This is a genomic window from Shewanella sp. ANA-3, assembly GCF_000203935.1.
Classification (GTDB): Bacteria; Pseudomonadota; Gammaproteobacteria; order Enterobacterales; family Shewanellaceae; genus Shewanella.
The window spans coordinates 1,346,239-1,364,741 of the sequence record NC_008577.1 but is presented as its reverse complement, the minus strand read 5'-3'; the positions used below and the strand labels follow the sequence as shown (position 1 = coordinate 1,364,741).

General features: G+C 48.6%; 16 protein-coding genes. 8 read left to right on the top strand and 8 right to left on the bottom strand.

What is annotated here, in order from left to right:
* Window positions 1-208: 208 nt before the first annotated feature.
* Entirely contained in the window at window positions 209-1,780 is a 1,572-nt protein-coding gene (locus tag SHEWANA3_RS06095) for a methyl-accepting chemotaxis protein (protein ID WP_011716251.1), read from the bottom strand.
* 390 nt (window positions 1,781-2,170) lie between these two features.
* On the opposite strand from SHEWANA3_RS06095, the gene SHEWANA3_RS06090 reads away from it, so the two are divergent.
* Complete coding sequence (locus SHEWANA3_RS06090) at window positions 2,171-2,893, top strand: YebC/PmpR family DNA-binding transcriptional regulator (protein WP_011716250.1); 723 nt, start codon at window positions 2,171-2,173, stop codon at window positions 2,891-2,893.
* A 55-nt stretch (window positions 2,894-2,948) separates the two neighbouring features.
* On the opposite strand, the gene SHEWANA3_RS06085 is transcribed toward SHEWANA3_RS06090, so the two are convergent.
* Complete coding sequence (locus SHEWANA3_RS06085; RefSeq protein ID WP_011716249.1) at window positions 2,949-3,494, bottom strand: cysteine hydrolase family protein; 546 nt, start codon at window positions 3,492-3,494, stop codon at window positions 2,949-2,951.
* Between the two features lie 379 nt (window positions 3,495-3,873).
* Here SHEWANA3_RS06085 and SHEWANA3_RS06080 point away from each other — a divergent pair, with 379 nt between their 5' ends.
* Entirely contained in the window at window positions 3,874-5,034 is a 1,161-nt protein-coding gene (locus SHEWANA3_RS06080; protein ID WP_011716248.1) for a histidine kinase, read from the top strand.
* A 44-nt stretch (window positions 5,035-5,078) separates the two neighbouring features.
* A complete protein-coding gene (locus SHEWANA3_RS06075; RefSeq protein ID WP_011716247.1) occupies window positions 5,079-5,756 on the top strand; it encodes a response regulator transcription factor in 678 nt (225 codons plus the stop codon).
* 138 nt (window positions 5,757-5,894) lie between these two features.
* Here SHEWANA3_RS06075 and raiA read toward each other — a convergent pair whose 3' ends face one another.
* Both raiA and SHEWANA3_RS06065 read right to left on the bottom strand, forming a co-directional pair.
* Window positions 5,895-6,251 carry a ribosome-associated translation inhibitor RaiA gene (gene raiA, locus SHEWANA3_RS06070; RefSeq protein WP_011716246.1) on the bottom strand — a complete coding sequence of 119 codons (357 nt, stop codon included), beginning with the start codon at window positions 6,249-6,251 and terminating at the stop codon, window positions 5,895-5,897.
* 232 nt (window positions 6,252-6,483) lie between these two features.
* Window positions 6,484-8,052 carry a PAS domain-containing methyl-accepting chemotaxis protein gene (locus tag SHEWANA3_RS06065; RefSeq protein WP_011716245.1) on the bottom strand — a complete coding sequence of 523 codons (1,569 nt, stop codon included), beginning with the start codon at window positions 8,050-8,052 and terminating at the stop codon, window positions 6,484-6,486.
* Between the two features lie 423 nt (window positions 8,053-8,475).
* Between SHEWANA3_RS06065 and SHEWANA3_RS06060 the strand changes: the two genes are divergently transcribed.
* The 5 genes from SHEWANA3_RS06060 (at window position 8,476) to SHEWANA3_RS06040 (ending at window position 11,964) form a co-directional block, all read left to right on the top strand.
* A complete protein-coding gene (locus SHEWANA3_RS06060) occupies window positions 8,476-8,844 on the top strand; it encodes a DUF3649 domain-containing protein (RefSeq protein ID WP_011716244.1) in 369 nt (122 codons plus the stop codon).
* A gap of 1 nt (window position 8,845) precedes the next feature.
* Window positions 8,846-10,528 (top strand): PepSY-associated TM helix domain-containing protein, encoded by a 1,683-nt coding sequence (locus SHEWANA3_RS06055; RefSeq protein WP_011716243.1) that lies wholly within the window; start codon window positions 8,846-8,848, stop codon window positions 10,526-10,528.
* Window positions 10,525-10,875, top strand: coding sequence for a DUF3325 domain-containing protein (locus tag SHEWANA3_RS06050; protein WP_011621934.1), 351 nt, complete (start codon window positions 10,525-10,527; stop codon window positions 10,873-10,875). Before SHEWANA3_RS06055 ends, SHEWANA3_RS06050 begins: the two co-directional genes overlap by 4 nt.
* A gap of 99 nt (window positions 10,876-10,974) precedes the next feature.
* A complete protein-coding gene (locus tag SHEWANA3_RS06045) occupies window positions 10,975-11,412 on the top strand; it encodes an OsmC family protein (protein ID WP_011716242.1) in 438 nt (145 codons plus the stop codon).
* A 129-nt stretch (window positions 11,413-11,541) separates the two neighbouring features.
* Entirely contained in the window at window positions 11,542-11,964 is a 423-nt protein-coding gene (locus SHEWANA3_RS06040; RefSeq protein ID WP_011716241.1) for a hypothetical protein, read from the top strand.
* 106 nt (window positions 11,965-12,070) lie between these two features.
* Here SHEWANA3_RS06040 and SHEWANA3_RS06035 read toward each other — a convergent pair whose 3' ends face one another.
* The 4 genes from SHEWANA3_RS06035 to thrC all read right to left on the bottom strand — a co-directional run bounded on the left by SHEWANA3_RS06035 (window position 12,071) and on the right by thrC (window position 18,449).
* Window positions 12,071-15,352 (bottom strand): S41 family peptidase, encoded by a 3,282-nt coding sequence (locus tag SHEWANA3_RS06035; RefSeq protein WP_011716240.1) that lies wholly within the window; start codon window positions 15,350-15,352, stop codon window positions 12,071-12,073.
* Window positions 15,353-15,559: 207 nt separating this feature from the next.
* Window positions 15,560-16,438 carry a transporter substrate-binding domain-containing protein gene (locus SHEWANA3_RS06030; protein ID WP_041412958.1) on the bottom strand — a complete coding sequence of 293 codons (879 nt, stop codon included), beginning with the start codon at window positions 16,436-16,438 and terminating at the stop codon, window positions 15,560-15,562.
* A gap of 167 nt (window positions 16,439-16,605) precedes the next feature.
* Complete coding sequence (locus SHEWANA3_RS06025; protein ID WP_011716238.1) at window positions 16,606-16,899, bottom strand: hypothetical protein; 294 nt, start codon at window positions 16,897-16,899, stop codon at window positions 16,606-16,608.
* A 266-nt stretch (window positions 16,900-17,165) separates the two neighbouring features.
* A complete protein-coding gene (gene thrC / locus SHEWANA3_RS06020; protein WP_011716237.1) occupies window positions 17,166-18,449 on the bottom strand; it encodes a threonine synthase in 1,284 nt (427 codons plus the stop codon).
* Window positions 18,450-18,503: the final 54 nt, after the last annotated feature.

Genomic DNA, 18,503 nt, shown 5'->3' with positions numbered 1-18,503 from the left:
AATCAAAAAACTATAAAAACATCATGCGACAAGCCTAAATACAACCCTTAGGAAAATCTTAGCGCCATGAATATCCAGTTATTTAAGCACTTCGACAAATAGATGCCAAACTATTTCTATTCTGTTAAGCAAATACGCGCCAAAGATCACAACTAGTCAACATTTTATTCTGCGTCGTTATGCAACAAATTTAGAATAAACACACTAATTAAGATTTCGCCTTAAATCCAACCCTAAAACCGCCCCAATGTTTGCCATTGACATAAATCGGGACGGACAAATCATGCATCACTTCCCCGGTATCTCGCTTATAGGTTTGCAGCAGCACAGGCTCAGTATGGGCGCCGCAGCGTATTCCGGTCGGGTCGTTAAACAAACGCTTAGTGCGATTATGCACCATATCAATTTCCACCTTACCGGTTAAGGCTTGGCTAAAGCGCTTATTGTGGGTTGGGAAATAACCTTTTCTATCCACGGCGCCGGCATACACTATCTCACTGTGCTTGGCGAGGATTGGCTCTTGTATGGCAGGAAAATGTTGATCGGTATAGCGGTCAAAGGCCGTGCTGTATTTTTGTGGCTGAGTATTCGCAATTGGTTGATATTGTGGATTAAACAATTCAGTCTCGGTAAAACTACGATTAGCTAATCCCTGGGAGAGCTTTTCGCCACAGGCTTTAGCCGCTTCATTGGCGAGTAATAACACTTGCTGGTCAAAGGTGTGGGTATCCCAATTCGCTAGGGCTCTGAAAATACCCTCAGTGGTTAAAGACAGGGTAAACGCCTGCTCCGAGAGTTTGTGGCTTTGCTTGCCTGTGACGTTAAGGGAGTCGCGGATCTGGCTCACCGAACCGCTTATCTCATTGGTGGTGTGGTTATATTGTTTGAGTGAGTCTTCCATATCACCCAGAGCCCGCGCCGAATGGGTAACGGATGTAGAAATGTCGGTAAAGTGGCCATCGAGTGTACCCATTGCCATCACCACATCGGCGGTTTGCGAGACAACCCGCTCCATCAGTCCCGAGGTTTTATCGGTTTCGGCGCGGATCTCGAGCAACATCTTGCCAATATCTTTGGTTGCGCCCGCCGTTTTGCCCGCAAGGCTGCGGACCTCATCGGCGACCACGGCAAAGCCACGCCCCTGCTCTCCCGCCCGAGCGGCCTCAATGGCGGCATTGAGAGCCAGTAAATTCGTTTGCTCGGCAACAGAGTTAATCACCTCGGTAATTTTTTGAATTTGTTCGGCTTTAGATTTTAGTGCTTGCACCTGCTGTGCGGCGGTATTGATGTCGCCACTGAGGGATTCTATCGCCGATACGCCCTTTTGTGCTTGGGTACGCCCCTGCACACTTAAACGCTCCGCCTCTTGAGTTTGCCCTAAAATATGCGTGGCATTGTCGCCTAACAGCGCCGTGGTATGGCTTAACTGTGACGCCGCCACCGCAATGGCACTGGCATGTTCGCCATTGGACTCGATGGATTTATTCAATAGGTCAATAAAATGCGACACCTCGGCCGAGCCAATCGCAATCTTACTGGTTTGCACGCTGATCTCATGCTCTGGCGAGTTAACTGATTTGAATGCCTTCGTCACTTGCTCAGATTTTGGCGTGGAATGGCTTACTAAGCGCTGCACTATCCACAGCACCCAAGCACAGACAATTCCCCCCAAGATCAGCGCCTGCGTGAAACCAGACAGTGCTATCGCGTTGAGAAGGAGGCTACTGAGTACGACTAAAACAAAGCTGAGCGCAATGGCGACTTTATGTTGTAATTCCATAATGTTTCTCACTGAATACACGCACTAGGGGAGTGAGAGAAGCGGACATTCACTGGCTATCCTTTGCCATTCGATTCGCAAAGCTTTGCGAAATAGGCAAGATTGAGAACGATAAAGTGAGTCTATCCCTCTGACTAAATTGAACTATTCGCCCATAGGAAATATAAACTATCTTGCTATCATCAGCACTCTATCGCGCTTATGGCATTAGACCTTAGTATAGATATAACCGAATTGCCTATTTCCCCAAGCCAAAAGTGTCAGCAATAAATGCCATCTTAAAATGTGGTATCCATCGCTTTATCCGCAATAATTCCCGCGAGAGTGACTGCACAATCAGACTTAAAACTGCTAATATCGGCGCAATTTTTTTGAGCTAACGAGATCAAGATGGGCAGAGCATATCAAAACCGTAAAGAATCCATGGCGAAAACAGCTGGCCAGAAAACCCGCCTATATTCGCGCTACGGTAAAGAAATTTACGTAGTCGCCAAACAAGGTGGTGTTGAGCCAGACGGCAACTTATCACTTCGCCGTTTAATCGAACGCGCTAAGAAAGACCAAGTGCCAGCACACGTTATTGAACGTGCTATCGATAAAGCCAAAGGTGGTGGCGGTGAAGATTATGATACTGCGCGTTACGAAGGTTTCGGCCCAGGTAACTGCATGGTTATCGTGGACTGCTTAACCGACAACGTAAAACGTACCTTCACCGAAGTGCGTCAAGCCTTCGTGAAGAACGATGCCAAACTCGGCACCCCAGGCACTGTGGGCCATATGTTTGATCAATCTGCTGTTTTCGTATTCCCTGGTGAAGACGAAGATGCCATCCTCGAGATCCTGATGATGGCCGATGCCGATGTAAACGACGTCGAAGTGGAAAACGGCATGATCAGTGTTATCGCGCCGCACACTGAGTTCTTCAAAGTGAAAACTGCACTGACCGATGCGATGCCAGACATCAACTTCGAAGTGGAAAACATCACCTTCGTACCACAAAACATGACCCCAGTGTCAGGCGAAGATGTTGCAACATTCGATAAGTTTATTGCCGCATTAGAAGACTGTGACGACGTACAAAACGTGTATCACAACGCAGACATTCAAGAATAAGTTGATTCTGATATCAAAAAACGCAGCCTAAGGGCTGCGTTTTTGTTTGTTGGCATCAACGAAATACGATATCCGCACTCTTAGCTAAACGCACAAAGGCGCCTTGGAGCGTGGCATTGTGGTGAGCAATAATCGCCTCAGCCGAGAGCTGCGCCGTATCCATACAAGTGTGCGCATCGTCGGCTAACACCACCTGCCAGCCAAGTTCAGCCGCAATCCGGCAATTGGTATCGATACAATACTGGGTTTTCATCCCCACTATCACCAGCTCGCTGATCCCCTCATGGGTTAACGCCTCTGCAAATCCGGTTTGATAAAAACAACTTGGCTTAGTTTTATCAAAGATATTATCCAGCTGCGGATTAATCGCTAAGGATTCTATCAATTGCCAATTTGCCGTTCCGGCAGCAATGGGTGAACCTTCCGGCCCGGTATGGCGAACCGCCCAAATCGGTGCCCCTGCCTCGCGGGCGTTGGCAATTAACAGATTGATATTATTTAGCACCTGTTCCCGATTAAAGGGCGGCGCATCGGCGTAAAACAGTCCCTGCTGCATATCAATAATTAACAGCGCAGTTTTAGGCAAGCTCATGTTATCCATCACATTCTCCAGCGTTATTGCCCAAAAGACGGAAAAAACAACCCCGCCACTTTGGGCGGGGTTGAGTAATCGATTTTTTGAAGCACAAATCGCTACGCACGCACCGCCGAAGCAGTTGTGGTCGTAGTGTGGGTGAAGTAAACGGCAAATTTGTGCATAAAGCCAAATTATGCCAGCAGCTTAAGAAGATCAAGCCAAGTTTGATGACAATTTAATGAAATAAATCAAATTGCTTATGAAGCCACTGACACTGTGCCACCTTTGCCACAGTGACACTTAGTTAGTTTAGTGACTGAGTGACTTAGTGACTTAGTGACTTAGTGACTTATTGCATTCTTGCCTTAGAATGGGTGCAACATGAATAAAAGGAAACCAATCAGTGCAGGGAAATCGATTAATCAGAGCAGAAACTATGCTGATTGGCGCAGGCAGCCTCACCTGGGCGCTCGTTGCTTGGCTAGGGCTCAATCAGGATATGCAAGCAAAGCTCCCCACGCTCGCGACCTTTAGCCATATCACCCTGTATTCCTTGTTTATCTTGCTCTTCTTGTTATTAACGACACAGGACTTTCCCCGAAAAAACCTCAATCTGAGCAGGCTGTTAAGTACCGCACTCATCGGCAGCGTCTTCGGATTGATGCTGTTGAGTCAACATCCATTGCTCCCCATTCTGCTGGTAATTTGGGCCTCGCTCTTGCCAGAATTTTTTAATCGCCGCGTCGCAATAGCACAGATCTTATTGGCCAATCTTGGTTATTACCTGATCCTGCACACCCAAACCTCAAACAATGTGATGATTAATGTGCTTATTTATATGGGGTTTCAACTGTTTGCCTACAGCAGTAGCCAAGCGAGATTATCCGAGCGCGAGTCTCGCCGGATACAGGAACATCTTAATCAACAACTTATCGCCACCAGAGCCTTGCTGAGCCAAACGAGCGAGCAGCAAGAAAGGTTGAGGATCTCACGGGATCTGCACGATATTCTCGGCCACCAGCTCACGGCGTTATCGTTGCAACTTGAGCTCTTAAGTCATCAAGCGCCTTCGGAGCTCAAACCCACAGTCAATCAGAGTAAATCGCTTGCCAAGGAATTATTAGAGAGCATCCGCGCCGTAGTTCGGGCGCAGCGGGTGAATATTGGTCTCGATTTAACGCCGCCGCTCGATGCCATTGCAAGCCGTTTGCCCAATGTTAGCCTGCGGTACGAATCGTTAATGCCGCTCCAGTCGACTGAACTGGCACAAGCCTTATTGCTCGTGCTGCAGGAGGGGATCAGTAATGCAGTGCGCCATGGCCATGCCAATCAACTCACGCTGTCGATGCAAGAGGAGCAGGCGGAGCTTATCATTTGCCTTAAAGATAATGGCCAAGGAATTAGCCAAAGCCCCTCTCAGGGCGTTGGGCTAAGTAGCATGCAAGAAAGGTTATCCCCCTTTCACGGCAGTGCGCGTTTGCAAGCTAATCACGCAGGCGTAGATAGTTCGCGTACTCAAGGCTGCTCGCTAATGATTCGTCTGCCGCGCTGCAACGCATTGTAATGCGCCATGTAAACCGACACGCTTAATCAAGGAATGAATCCCCCATGGAATCTCAGCATAAAGTCACAACCTATGGTCAGCCCACGGCGCGCACTATCAGAGTAGGATTAGTGGAAGATCAACAGCTTGTACGTCAGGGTATCGCCAGCTTGATTGCCATCTCACAGCATATCGAGGTGAGCTGGCAGGCAGAGAATGGTCAAGAGGCGCTAAAACGACTGCAAACCGATGCCGTAGATGTGCTTTTAAGCGATATACGCATGCCTGTGCTCGATGGTATCAGTCTGCTAAAACAGCTTCGCGCTGCACAAAATTCCATACCAGTCATTATGTTAACCACCTTTGATGACAGCGAATTGTTTTTAAATAGCCTGCAGGCGGGCGCGAATGGCTTCTTATTGAAAGATGTCTCTCTGGATAAATTACTTGAGGCCATCGAAACCGTGGCTCAGGGCGGACACTTGATTGAACCATCAGTGTTAGAACAGATGCAGCAATCCTCTGCAACAGCGCAAAGCGGCCCGACTCACGACTTATTATCCGAACGCGAGCGGGAGATCTTAGGTTTTATGGCGGGGGGATTTTCCAATAAAGAAATTGCCAATGCAGTGTTTTTGGCCGAAGGCACGGTCAAAAACCATGTCTCCACCATACTGGCTAAACTCGATTGCCGTGACCGCACCCAAGCCGTGCTTAAGGGGTTGCAGCTCTCTTTGATTTAAGAAATCCGGCAAGTTTAAGGATTGGCTTATAAATGCCAGGCTCTAAATATTCTGCCTTTAACCATTTGATTTAAGACAAATCGCAACCAATAAAAAAGGGCCAGTTGGCCCTTTTTTATTGCATCCTAAGGCTTAATCCTAGCGCAAATCCATCTCTTGGATAATTTCGTGGGCGATAGGTGCTGTGGTGCAGGTTGGCTTTTCATGTAAGTCTGCCTTTAACTGACCTTTACGGTGTTTTAATGCTGCATCCAGTTTTTTGGCTGCGGCGGCAATCGCGGGATACATGATTTCATCCGTACCCGATGCTGAGATGCGACTACCTTCGTAATTTGTTCGAATTTCAACCTGAAACTCGCCATGCTCCTTAGCAATAATGATATCGAGGCCGATGAGTGTGGGGAAATGAGTGGCGATTTTAGAAAACTTTTCGTTAACGTGTTCTTTTACAGAATCAGTAACATCGACATGGTGACCAGAAAGATTAATTTTCATAGGGTGTCCCTTTTAGTGTCTTTACTTTTTTTCGCTTCACTATTAGAGCTTGGGGCATGGCAAATAAAACACAAGCCCCCTAGACAAATATTTCGAGCTAAACGGGTATTAGCAGTCGCTAAATGTGAGACTTATCAAAGAAATGACACGCGAAGGGAACTTAAAAAACAGCTAACTGGTTGATTTATAATCAGCAACAAAAAATATAAACCAACCAATCAAATAACAATGGTTAATACTTACGTTGTACGCTCTGCTGCCAAAATTGCTGCGACAGATGGTGGGTTTTAGTGGATAAGCGCGAAACCTGATCGCCCCTCGCCGCCGCATCCTGTGTCTGCTCTAAACTCTGCTGCGCCAAATCGCTGATCACATGGATGGCTCGACTGATTTCCGCCGCCACCGATGCCTGCTGCGTCATGGCTGCGGCATTGTCATCACTTAAGGAATTGATGCGAGCGATAGAAGATAACAACTCGCCAAAGGCAATGCTGGCATCCTGCGCCAAGGACACAGAGCGCTTAACCTGTTCCTGTCCGGCCGTCATGGTTGAGGTTGCTTTTTGTGTGCTGTCTTTAAAGCGGCTTACAATCAGCTCAATTTGTGAGGTCGACTGACTGGTTCGGCTAGATAACTGCCGGACTTCATCGGCAACGACCGCAAAACCGCGACCGCTTTCCCCTGCCCGCGCCGCTTCAATCGCGGCATTCAGCGCTAACAGATTGGTTTGATCGGCAATCGCGCGGATCACTTCTAGCACTTGATGAATCGCTTGGCTGTCCTGCTCAATCGTTTGCACCACATCGGAGAAATGGCTCACCTGCACACTCAGTTGATGTATCGCCTCGATAACGGTTTCAAGCCGTGAATGACCGCGCTGCGCCGCCTCATGGCTAGAAACCATCTCGGATGCGGTGCGATGGATATTATCCGTTACCTCGGCAAAGCTGGCGCTCATTTGCTCCATCGCCGTTGCCGCCTGCGTGGTTTGCGCGCTCTGGCTATCGGCATGCTCCCATGTATTGGTGATAGTTTGTTTAAGATTCACGCTCTGCTCTTGGATCTCACTGGCAGAGTCCGCCATTCGGCCCACTACGCCGCCAATTTCGGTGATCAAAAAACGCAGCGCCAGATCTAGCTTACCGATTTCATCCTGCCTGCCGGTGTAAACCCCCATAGCAACGGGATCATCGATAATATTGCTGGCCACCTGCACTAATGCCTGAAAGGGTTGCATGAGCATGTACCACAGACCCAAGGCAAGCAGTCCACCAGCAAGGGCGGCTAAAATGGGCGAATACGTTGCCAAGTAAGCGGTTAGAGCGATGGTAAACAACATCGCCATGAGTATTTTTCCGCGAAATCCTAAGCGGTCTTTTTTCAGCGCCTTGGGCTGTTGTCCTTGATTGATCCCTTGGTAGATTTCCTCGGCCGCCTTGATTTGTTCTGGCGTTGCTTGGCGGCGAACGGATTGATATTCATGAATTTTGCCATTTTCGTACACTGGGGCGACGTAGGCATTCACCCAGTAATAGCCACCGTTTTTTGTTCTATTTTTGACAATCCCCATCCAAGGTTTGCCGCTTCTTATCCGCTCCCAAAGCATTTTAAAGGCGGCTGATGGCATATCACCATGGCGCACTATGTTGTGCGGGCTCCCCTGCAACTCGGCAACGCTATATTCACTGATCTGCGAAAAGGTTTGATTAACATACTTAATGTTGCCTTTCAGATCGGTCGTCGAGAGGAGAATAGCGTTTTCGGATAGGTGTTTTTCACCATTTTTTGAATGTGTTTGCATAGGGCGCACTAACGGATTCCATGTGAAAGTTGCGCCGCATTTTGCCAAAAGCACAGAACGCCTGCTTTGATTAAGCTCACAGTGACAGCATAAAAATTAACCAAATTCTAAACAAGCAAGATCAATCACATCAATAAAACCAAACATTTGTGACAAATTGCACATTATGAAATGTTTGCCGCTTAAACGACTCCAGCGTGATGTTTACGCTGTCACAAATTCGTTAGGGATCTCACAGATAAACGCAAATGATATTGTTTATCATTTAAGTAAACTAGGTTATACTTCAAGCCGAGTAGCGACTCTCCTTTGCTCATGCACCCAAGTGGACTGGGTTAGGCATAAGAATAATCAATGGAGTGGTATGCATGATATGGCACATCGCCATAACGGTTTTAATATTGACTGAAATAAGCAGCACTTATGTCTCATATCCCAGTTTCCAATACACCAACATCGGCAGCCTCAGCTTCCGCTGTGACGAGTTATTTTCACGCCGTCATTCGCTGGATTAAGCAAGACCAGACCCAGTTTGGTTTGCAGGTGTTTGTGCGCGCCACTGCCGCTTTATTAGCGGGTTATATCGCTGCGGCAACACTAGCCTGTATGTTGACCCAAGTCCTGCCAATGTCTCGATTTGAAAGCACCTTAACCGCCAATATGCTGGCCTTTTTGTTTTATGCCATCGCCATCATTTACGCCTTCTGTGTGCGTAAAACCTGGCATGCGTGGCGTGACTTAAGCCTATTTAGCCTCCTATGTTTTGCTCTGCTTAAGGTGTGTGGACAGTAAGATGAAAGAAACTTTTTTTAGAACCCTCTCATGGCTGCACACTTGGGCGGGTTTGCTCGTGTGCTGGGTATTACTGCTGATTTTTTTTGCTGGTAGCCTGAGTTATTTTCGCCATGAAATGAGCCTTTGGGCCGAGCCAGAACTCCACCGCGGCGCCTTTCAAGACTATCAAACGAATCAAGTAGCGAGTCAGCTTGACCAAGGTCAAGACTATATTGAAGCGCATTCCGCTGCGACAACCCAACGCTGGTTAATCAATTTCCCAACCGATAGAAGCCCCATGCTGAGCTTTGCGTGGCAACTGCCGCCTGAAAAGGGTCAACGCCGTGGCAAAATCGAGCAGCATGTCACCAAGGCCGATGGCAGTGGCATGATCACCGATGTCCGCGATAGCCGCGGCGGTGACTTCTTCTACCGTTTACATTTCGACCTGCACTACATGCCAGCCATTACGGCGCGCTACATTGTGGGTGTCTGCACTATGTTTATGTTGATTGCCCTTATCAGCGGCATCGTTATCCATAAGCGTATCTTTAAAGACTTGTTTAGCTTTCGTCAGAACAAGGGCGCTCGCTCTTGGTTAGATGCCCATAATGTCAGCTCTGTGATTGCCCTGCCCTACCATTTAATGATCACCTATACTGGCTTAATCACCTTAATGCTGATCTATATCCCATGGACGGTAAGCACGGCTTATCCTGAGGATAATCAAGCCTTTTTAAAAGAACTCAATCCGGCAAGACAGACAGAAAAAGCCTCGGGCATTCAGGCAAAGCAAGTGCGCTTGAGCCAACTGTTGCCGCAAGTTCAGGCAGAATGGGGCGATGCACCTATCAAGCAGGTGATTGTTTCCTATCCGAAAGATCAAAATAGCCAAGTGACCTTCTACCAAAATACCGGTAAAGACGTCACCGACGAATCAACACTCTTAGTGTTTAACGGTGTCACGGGTGAACTCAAGTACGCCAGCCCCCATGAGATGTCGGCAACCGTCGTGACCTACGACACTATGATGTCACTGCACACTGCGCGTTTTGCCGCGCCACTGCTACGTATTTTGTTCTTCTTCTGTGGCTTACTCGGCTGCGCCATGGTCGCAACGGGCACCTTAATGTGGGCGATTCGTCTGCGCCAGAAACAGCAAAAAGCAATCGATAAAGGCGAGAAAGCAAGCCGTGGCCTGCGCTTAGTCGAAGGATTAAACTTCATGTTTATCTTAGGCTTGCCCTTGGGCGCGGCGGCATTTTTCTATGCAAACCGCCTATTACCAACGGATTTTGCCGCCCGATCAGCCTGGGAAGTACACAGTTTCTTTATCGCCTTAGGAGTGATGGGCGTATGGGCATTTTTCGGTCGAAGCCGACGCCATTGGCAATTCGCCTTGATGCTTATCGGAGCGCTTTATTGCGCACTGCCGCTGTTAAATGCGGCCACGTCTCCGAGCCACTTAATTGATAATATCCGCAGCCAACAATGGGCACTGGTGGGGTTTGATGTGCTCGCGCTGTTACTGGGCTGTGCCATGCTTTTTGCGAGCACTCGACTCTCGGCCGTGGTGAAAACACTGCAAAAGCCGAGTCGAAAAAATACCACAGCAGTTGAAAAAGTCAGGAGAAAACAACCTGATCCGAGTTATGCTAACGAACTTGCCTCGTCGTCTCCCTTGGAGGAAGCAAAATCATGATGCCAGAATTTATCCCAGTGCTCGGCATTCTCGGGCTCAGTTATCTCTCCCTTGCGCTGTTTGCGTTAGCCAAGTTTGGCCATTTTAAGGATGTGTTTAAGCGCCCACCATCGCAGTGGCAGAGCCGTCTGTTAACCCTGTTTGCTTGGCTGTTATTAATCATCAGCCTAAGCACCTGCGCTCAGGGACAAGGTTGGGCCTATGGCAGCATTTTATTTATGGGGATCATCTCGCTGGCCGCGATGTTAGTGATTTTGACCCTAAGCTACAGCCCGCGCCATCTTCCCATCGGTATAGTCACCGGCAGTGTACTGACTTGCAGCTTGTTGTTAACGGGTGGGATCTAAGTCGTTTCAAAGGCGGCGCACTAAACTGTGCGCCCCATGCTGGAGAAGTCTTTTTAGCTAAGCTATAGTGCCCTGATGTCCTGCTATGAGGAGAAAAACATGGGCTTTAACTTAACGGTGAATTGGCAAACCTCTCCAGCCGAAGAAGGCGAATTCTGCCGTGACCACAGCATTACGTTTGGCAGCGGTCAAACGATTCAGGCATCTTCCGCCCCCGAGTACAAGGGCAATGAACACTTGGTTAATCCAGAGGAAAGCCTGCTTGCAGCCTTATCCTCCTGTCATATGTTGACCTTCCTCGCCATTGCTCATCTTAAACGTCTCCCTGTCGCCTCCTATGTCGACGAGGCTTCGGCAGAGTTGGGTAAAAACGAGACTGGTAAGCTTGCCGTCACAAAAATGATCTTAAATCCTAAGGTAGTGTTTGCCGAAGGTGTCGAGGTTTCTGCTGAGACTCTTGAGAAAATTCACGAAAAAGCACACGCAAACTGCTTTATCGCCAATACGTTAGCGACAGACATTCAAATTAAGTTTTAACGATTTGGGGCAAGTTTATTGCGATGAACTTGCCCTCTCCGATGACCTATTTTCCCACCCGTTCAGCTTAGCTCAAGCTCGGTTACCGTATGATAACGCCATATCGCACGCCCACACTCGAGGTAAGCTATGCAAATCCAAGCCTATCGTAATACCGCAACCCCCTATCAACAGCCAGCAGCAACAGCCACGACGGGTACGGCAACAGCCGCACCCGCCAGCGCGAGCACTGTGACCCTATCTAATGAAGCGAAACAACTGTCGCAGGTGGACCCGATCCCACAACCTCATGCGCCAGACTTAAGCAAAGTGAAGGCGGGTGTTGAGCAATATGCTCATATTCAAGCAACCAAAATGAAGTATCAGGTCGCATCGGACATGGTCAATATCGCGATGGGAACGAACGATGGGATTTCGGCTCCCACGGCTTACTATTTGAGTCACAACGATCCGGCTAGAACCGCAACTGTGGAGCAAATGGCGAATCAACAACAAGTCAACACCCTGCAAGCCTATGTTGATGCCAGCGAAAACATTAATGAGTGGGCATAAAAAAAGGTGTTGTCTCGGGAACCACAAGACAACACCCTAACATTGAACCAAGCCAGCTTAACTCGGCTAACTTAAACCTTAGTTAAATTTCTATTTTTTAAGCTAATTACTTAGCTTTTATGTCTTCTGCCATTCCTTTCGCTGGCATGGGCTGCGCCTTCAATGCGGGGATAGGCTGCTTAATCAACTCATCCTTAAGATAGCTGATGGCCGTTTCGAGCTGCGCATCATGGCCGTTAAAGGTCGCAAAGGGTAAGTTATCCACCTCGATATCCGGTGTTACCCCATGTCCTTCGAGTACCCAGCGGCCATCCATCGCATATTGCGGATATTCGGCGACCCGCGCCATGCCTTTATCTGTGAGTGAGTTACGACCCGATAACCACACGCCTGCGCCCGCAGTTTGCTTACCAATGAGCGGAGCAATGCCCAGCGCCTTAATCCCCGCCGAGAAGGTTTCACCATCTGAGTACGTTAGCTCGTCGGTTAACACCACTAAATGGCCACGGAAGGTTTGCTGCATATTGGTATTAGGCGTGCCATGGGTTGGCTGCCAGAATGCCCAAGCGCGGCGTAAAAGTTTTTCGATGATCCAACTATCAATATTACCACCGCGGTTACGGCGCACGTCGATAATCAAACCGTCCTTGTCGTAATTGGTGTAAAACTCACGGGCAAAACTCTCAATATCGCCGCCGCCCATGGCGTATAAATGCAGGTAACCAATCTTGCCCTTACTCGCCTCGGTCACGACACCTGCGTTGTGGTTAACCCAATCTAAATAACGTAATTGGCTATCGACCTGAGTGCTAACCGGCATCACCACGGTTTTATGGTTTTGGCCGCCGCGTTTAAGCTCGAGTAATACCTGCTTATCCTGCTGATTACGCAATAAACGAGTCACATCGGCCACATTAGTCACAGGAGTGCCATTGATGGCGAGTAACATATCGCCTTCTTTCGCATCGACTTCGATACGGCTTAAGGGCGATGCCTGGCTTGGCAGTTCAGGATCATTACGATAGATATGGGCAATTTTTACCCCATCGTTAGTTTGTTGTAGCCGCGCGCCTAAACTCGCGCCTTTGGCCGCGTCTGGGTCTTTTGGCAGATCGCCACCCCGCACTTGCGAGTGCAACGAGTCTAGCTCACCCATCATCTGCATAAAGATATCGTTTAACTCGTTACGATCGGTTAAACGGTCAAGTAGCGGCTGGTACTTGGCCTTGGTCGCCTGCCAATCGAGGCCGCGCATCTTCTTATCGAAGAAGGAGTCCCTATGCATTAACCAAGCATCTTCAAACATTTGTTGCCATTCTAGGGTGGGTGAAATCGCTAATTGCCACTGATCCGTTTGCACCTTGGCATTTTCGGTATCGCCCAACTTGTCGCCCGCATCGACGATCAGCAGCGACTTTTCATTGCTTTTTTTGCGCAGCAACAACTTGCTACCATCGGCGGACACACTGTAGTTCGCCACGTCTTCGGCAAACACTTCGGCTTTAGGGCGCTGCTCGCTAAACTTAATCCTCATTAAGCTAGGCTCAGTGTCATCGCCAATGGCTTGGTCGAGCACATAGAGACGACCATCAATCGCAGTTAACTGGCTGTAATTGCCAGAATCGACAGGCACTTGCCATAAACGCTCGCCAATTCCCGCCCAATCAATTTTTACTGGCGTCGGCTTATCTTTAGAGTCTGTCTTTTCCGCCGTCTTAGCCGTCAGCTCAGTGGGTTTGCTGAAGGGGAACTTGGCATTCTTCACTAAAGCAATCGCAAAAATCTGGCTGCGTTTATCAAACACTGGCCCCATATTGCGGTCGCCCCAAGGTGAACTTGGTGTCGCAGTAAACTGGCGATTGGAGAGGAAATATAACCACTGGCCATCGCGACTAAAGGTCGGCGAATAGGACTCATACTTGTCACTGGTGAGCGTTTGTGCCTTATTTTCGTCCACAGAATACAGCACGATTTGTGGCCTTTGCTTACCGATTTCGGATTTAGTTAACGCGATAAAACGACTGTCGGCCGACCAGCGAATATCTGCATAGGGGCCTAGTCCCTCACCGTTGCTGATGATTTTTTGATTGGAATTTTTCTTCAGATCCAGCAACCACACATTGCCATCGTTATCGTCGTGGGCAAGGTAACGGCCATCGTTTGACAGACTCAGCGTCATTCTTAAGGTATGGCCATCTTTGGTGAGTTGCTTCGCGCCGCTGCTGCCATCGGCAGGGAATTGCCAAATTTCCTGCTGGCCACTCATGTCGCTGATGGCATAAACCGATTTACCATCCTGACTCATAATCGCATTGCGCACGCGATAGGTACCAGGCAGTGCCACTTGCACTAAACGTGAACCATCAATTCCCGCAATCGCCACATGGCTGCGGGCGGTGATAACCACTTTATCGCCCGCAAGCGCAAGGTTCGCTGAGGTCGCAAAATCCATAGGATCTTTTACCCAATGCTCGCGGCGCTGGGCAAAATCGGACGTTAATTCAATATCTAATAATGAGTCTTTGGCAGAGGCGATATCAAAAACATGAATATCGGCGCCCTGCTGGAACACGACTTTACCTTGGTCCATGCGCGCGCCGCGCACCTGCCAATCTTTATATTGGGTCAACTGTTTCGCGTCACTGCCATCCAGAGCCATGGACCAGAGATTGTCGTTACCATCGCTGTCGCTGATAAAGTAGAGTCTGTCTTGCCATAGCATAGGCTGACGCACCGAACCTTGATGCTGACCACTGAGCAACTGCGCCTCGTCTTTGCCGCCGAGTTTAAAGCGCCATAACTCACCCTTAGCGCCGCCGCGATAAACCTTAGCGTTATCGCCGGTGACCTGCAGGCCAAAACGGGTAAAGTACACATATTGATTATTGGCATCGACTACCCCTTCCACCGCATCAGCGAGTGGTAAGTCGGTCGTCGCCAAGGTCTCAGGGTTAACCAGTCGCAACATCCAATTGTTCGCAGGGCCAAAGCCACTGTCGGTGGAATAAAGCACTTCGCCCTTTGCGGTCCAGCCTTGCAAGCGCACTCGGCTGTTTTCGAAACTCACTCGTTTGGCCACACCACCCGCGACAGGAATGACATAAACCTCACTCGCGCCCTCATAATTGGCGACATAAGCCACCCATTTACCATCGGCGGAGATGGCCGCACCTAACTCTTCGGCGGGTAAAGTGGTCAGGCGCGTCGCCGCCTTTTGCCCGAGCGTTTGAGTCCAAAGATCGCCTTCGGCCGTAAAGACTAAGGTTTGGTCATGCAATGCTGGCGCACGGTAATAACCTTGATTGCTGGCAGGTTGAGCGATGGCGTGGGCTGCGGACAAAGTGCCAAGGGCGAGCATGCAGCAGGCAACAGAATGACGAAGTTTCATGTGTAATCTCTATCCTATTGTTATTGTTAGCAATGGACTTTCTAGTGGGCGTGATTGACGAATGATGACCCAAAGTCTGGCAAAGTAATCCCACAAGCTAGCAGAAATTGAGAGAGAGAGCAGTAACTGAAGGCAACAGAAGTTTTAGCAAATGTGTCATAGGCTTACCATTTGCTATACCGATAATCTTAACGGTATTTCCTAGGTCTAATCGAGGGTGAGTAAGTCGGCATATTGCACGGAGAGCGAATTAAACTGATGACTGGTTTTCGTTTGCTGCGCCAACGAAATTTGCTGCCATTTATATACAATTCGGGCTATTTCACCGTTAGTACTTAACGCCTTAATTGCAGCATTAAATTGCTTTAATTGCGCTGATGAAAGGGTTTGCTTGCTGAGCATTAAGTGAATTTGGTTGCGGTCCAACACTGGCTTTAGCGGTGATAACCTCACCCCTTGATGCTGACTGGCGATATAAGGCATGGCCATGGCATCACCAATAATCAGATCCGCACGGCCATAGGTGAGCATTTGCACCGACTTATCGGCATCGGGACTGAGTATCAACAGATGCTCTTGCTCCAAGCGCTGCCGTGTCCGCTCATAATCCACCCCATACCAACCACTGATAGGCACTAACAAACGCAGTTTTTGGCTAAAAATATCCTGCCACTGGGTTAAGCGGATCTTGTCTTTGTTTTCATCCAATACAAATAAACGCACGGTTTCATCACGGTAGGCGGCGGAAAATAAGGCATACTCTTCACGCTCAGCGGTTTTAGTGGCGCCCATCATCATGTCTAAGGAGCCACTTTTCAGCATTTGATGCGAGCGCTTCGCCGGCACATTGATAAAAGTGACCTCGCAGCCTAAGTGTTCGGCAAAGGCGCGAAGCAGCTCCACATCTAACCCCTGCGCCTCCCCCTGTGGATCTTCCCAGGCATAGGGCGGCCAATCGTTATAACCCACTTTGAGGGGATTTAAGCAAACGGGCGCTCCGGCCTCAGATGGAACACCTAAAGCGGGGAAAATAAAAATACATAACAGCAGGATATGGCTAAGCTGAAAAACGAACCTAGGCACAATAGTCGCCCCATAATCGGTTGTTCTCGTCCTCATCTAGAATGTCTAACGCAATGAGTTTACCGTTAGAGCCGCAGCGTTCCCATCGCCTTCCTAAGCTTAGTCTGCATCAACTGAGGATGCCATCGGCTTGAACTCCCGTAAGAAAGCCATCGCTTAAGGTATCCGATTTAAAGCAGGCACTTATACACTATCGCCACCACTTTGGTTGGTTCGCCCATATCCGTTTGCAACCACACTATATGAGTGCCTCCTAACTCCTCCCCTTGTAAGGCGGCGGATTGTTTTGCTTCGGCAAGGTTATTGGCATGGCGACTTACACCAGTGACTAGCGCAAAACTGTCACAGTGAGTCACTTCAAAATCATAGGCTTCGTTAATGCGCCGTGGTAATTGAGGGGGTTCTAGGGCGCAACTTGAGAGAAAAAAGATAAGGCAAATCCCTGATAAGGCACATTTAAACAAAACAGTTTATCCAATTGTTAAATCCTAAATAGGCGGGCGAACATAACGAATTCGATTCAACTTAATTGTGAAGCAACTCACATCCCTTTAACGACAACCAATACACTAAGTTACAAATATTAATTTGATTTCATATGGTTATATAAAGGTTTGATAATCACTGTGGATGATAAGCTTTGATTAATTCTCTCGAGCCTCATTTACACTTGTAAAAAAGGGAGTCAATCGACTCCCTTTTACCAATGGTTTAATGGCGATTCGCCACCTCAGCTTAACACCGCAAATAAATGTGACTTTAACTGAGCAAAATCGGCGGCTAATTCAGCCGAGAGTATGGGTTTATGCTCCACCGCTTTAAGTTCTGCAGGCAGAGGTAAATCGAGGTTAAGCTCTCTATCTACGACGTCCTTAAACTTGGCAGGATGTGCTGTACCTAAAAATATCCCCACTTCATCAGGCACTAAGTTAAGCGTTAAGGCTCTGGCAGCAATCGCTGCATGGGGTTCGGACACATAACCTTTTGCATGTAACTCCGCCAGCGCCTCCGAGGTTTGCGCCTCTGATAAACGAATCCCCACTAGGTCCGCCAATGGCCAACCGAGTTTCTCGCAAATTGCCTCGACGCGCGGCCAGTTACTTGGCTCGCTCACATCCATCGCATTGGACATAGTCGCTTGAGTAGGATTAGGCTGCCAATCACCACTCTCTAAATAACGTGGGACAGTGTCATTGGCGTTGGTCGCGGCAATAAAACGTTTAACAGGTAAGCCCATGGCTTTGGCAAACAAGCCCGCGGTGAGATTACCAAAATTACCACTGGGCACAGCAATCACAGGATCGGCCTCATGGCGCTGTTTCGATTGGGCGACCGCTTCGAAGTAATAACAAATCTGTGCCAGCAAACGACTGATATTGATTGAGTTGGCCGAGTTTAAATGCAAGCCATCACGCACATCGCTATCTTCAAAAGCCTGTTTGACTAAGTGCTGGCAAGCATCGAAATCGGACGCTACTGCCACAGTGTGAATGTTCTTACCTAAGGTGGTGAACATCTTTTCCTGTAGCTCACTGATTTTGCCCTTAGGATAGAGCACGACGACATTGACTTTATCTAGGCCGTAAAAGGCATCGGCCACCGCCGCCCCAGTGTCACCCGAGGTCGCGGTTAGAATGGTTAAGCGCGAGTCTTGAGCAAAGGCATTGATGCATTGCGCCATAAAGCGCGCACCAAAATCCTTGAATGCTAAAGTTGGCCCATGGAAAAGCTCGAGGCACGAGCGCTGCTCATCGACCGCCACCAAGGGCAAATCGAAATTAAAGGCACGCTCGACCAGTTTATCTACCGCGTCTTGCCCAAGCTCTGAGGCAAGCCAAGCGCCGAGTACTTTTTTACTGCGCTCGACAAAAGGCATCGCCAGCAGCGCCTCGATATCGTGCAACACAGGGATTTGAGTAGGAAAAAACAGCCCTCTGTCTTTACCGAGTCCTAATTGCACCGCTTCCTTAAAGCTCACTTTCTGCGAAGGGTGTTTTAAATTATATAGTTCCATGCTCACTCGACCTTATCAGTGCCAAGCCGTTAGGCTTGGGCTTAATGCTTTTAA